At 42.0% G+C, this 2,046-nt stretch carries 2 protein-coding genes, 1 other RNA gene and 1 pseudogene; 2 read left to right on the top strand and 2 right to left on the bottom strand.

Annotated features, from left to right (window positions below; genetic code table 11):
• Positions 1-362: pseudogene (locus V7D75_RS10575) on the bottom strand (2,3-bisphosphoglycerate-independent phosphoglycerate mutase); the annotation flags it as partial.
• Between the two features lie 246 nt (positions 363-608).
• Between V7D75_RS10575 and ssrS the strand changes: the two are divergent.
• Positions 609-804, top strand: a non-coding RNA gene (ssrS, locus tag V7D75_RS10580) — 6S RNA.
• Between the two features lie 136 nt (positions 805-940).
• On the opposite strand, the gene V7D75_RS10585 is transcribed toward ssrS, so the two are convergent.
• Entirely contained in the window at positions 941-1,558 is a 618-nt protein-coding gene (locus tag V7D75_RS10585) for an FxsA family protein (RefSeq protein WP_144297726.1), read from the bottom strand.
• A 153-nt stretch (positions 1,559-1,711) separates the two neighbouring features.
• Here V7D75_RS10585 and ruvC point away from each other — a divergent pair.
• A partial coding sequence (gene ruvC, locus V7D75_RS10590; RefSeq protein ID WP_333614533.1) for a crossover junction endodeoxyribonuclease RuvC occupies positions 1,712-2,046 on the top strand: 335 nt, incomplete at its 3' end.

A 2,046-nucleotide genomic window follows, 5' to 3' on the forward strand; every position in this document is an offset into this window, starting at 1 on the left:
TCGTTTTTATAGAACTCACGATTGGCGACTTCATTTGAGATACGAGTGGAGTCTTGATAAAGCACGCGGCCGGCGCCCAAATTCATATGACCAACCTCTGAGTTACCAAACTGACCATCTGGCAGACCGACATCCTCTCCTGAAGCCGATATCAATCCATGCGGATATTGTTGGTAGATCTTATCCAAATTTGGCATATGGGCGGCAGCAATCGCATTATCCTTATCGTCTTCACGATGCCCAAAACCATCTAATATCATTAAGACATGGGGCACTTTTTTATTTTGCTCGCTATCTTGTTTATTATTGAGCTGAGCCTGACTATCGTCGATAATTTCTGCTTGTTGCTGGTTATGGATCATGGATTACCGCTCCTCAAGTGAATGAACGCCTAGAATGCTATCTTAGGATGTTTACAGTCCTCTATATTAACACATATCTCGAAATAGCTGAAAAATCGCCCTTTTAAGCCATATTTATGCCCTTAAAAGTTCTGCCATTTCATGGTAAATACAGTGAACACTCAACATCATTCATGCTGCTCATTAACCCTACGTAGCAATCTGTAAATCGTACTTGCAATCACTCAAGTCATTGGTTAAGATAATTATATTCTGAAGTGTTGGCTAGTAGATGTTTATTCCCTGAGCCGATAATGCTTTACCAGGATGTGGTACCTATTGCCTCATTGTGTATGCCTGCACCGCTTGCGGTGTTTCAGGAAACCTGCAGAGGCAGTGACGCATCCGCCCTGAACTTCACGGTTCATGGGTCACCATCTTACGGCGGCACTTCGGTTGTTTTATTCAGTTATTAGCTATTTTATTTATAAATATTATCTTTTATAAAAATAGTTTTTAACCACGAAAAAGCCCCTTTCATTAATGATAAAAGGGGCTTTTTTTATGCTGGCAAAAATGTCTATTTAATAATAAATCGATTATTCGTCATTGGCCGATTTGGTAATCTTTTTCACATCTTTAGGGATGTTTTTAGCCGTCCCATCGACAGTAGTATGTTGTTTAAACACATTACCAAACGGATTTTGTTGCTGTTGACCAAACGGATTTTGATTGTTCATACCACCTGCGCCGCCAAATGGATTTTGACCACCCATGCCGCCTGCGCCACCAAACGGGTTTTGTCCACCCATCTGTTTTGCCATCATCTCCATCATTTTTTGCTGATTGTTCATAACGTAATTATTAGCAAAGTCTTTGAGCTTTTTTTGCACTGGCGGCAATATCACCAGTAAGGCTAATAAATCACTGAGCACACCCGGAATCAGCAGCAAAAGACCCGCCGCTGCTACAGCGACACTTTTAATCATAGTTGATTCTTGTGGACGCATCGCAGGGTTCATCATACCGCCCGCTTTCATCTGCTGCGCCATTGGATTGAGTGCTGCCATCCCTTTACGTATAAAAGAGATACCGATAACGGCGGCGATAATAAACCACATAAATACCCACCAACCGCTCATAAACTGCGCAAGCAAATACCACAGTAGCATCTCGATAATAAACCAAACGATGGCAATACCAACTATCTGACCCATAAAGCGTCGTCCTATAAAATAAAAACCAATAAATTGAGCACCATGCAAATTAAGATGGCTAACATATGATGTATATGGGGATTGATTGCTATACTATCAAACTTAAGGCTGATTTTTAAGCCATAAAATAAAATGTAAGTAAGACGGAATACTATGGCAATTATTATCGGGATTGACCCGGGTTCGCGCATGACCGGTTATGGCATTATCCAACAAACGGGCGACAGACTTACGTATATAGACGCAGGCACCATTCGTACAGATACCAAAGAGATGCCTGAGCGTCTAAAGCGTATTTTTAATGGCTTAACGCGTATCACCCAGCATCATTTAAAATATGGCGACGAGCCGATTTATACCGCTATCGAGCAAGTTTTTATGGCCGAAAACCCAGACTCAGCGTTGAAGCTCGGGCAAGCTCGCGGTGCGGCGATTGCTGCTATGGTCGCTCTTGATTTAGAAGTATCGGAATATACCGCTCGCCAAAT

It is taken from the genome of Psychrobacter sp., from assembly GCF_036731945.1.
Classification (GTDB): Bacteria; Pseudomonadota; Gammaproteobacteria; order Pseudomonadales; family Moraxellaceae; genus Psychrobacter.

Coding starts and splice junctions, on each gene's coding strand:
- V7D75_RS10585 (WP_144297726.1), bottom strand. CDS start 1,558: ATGGGTCAGATAGTTGGTATTGCCATCGTTTGGTTTATTATCGAGATG.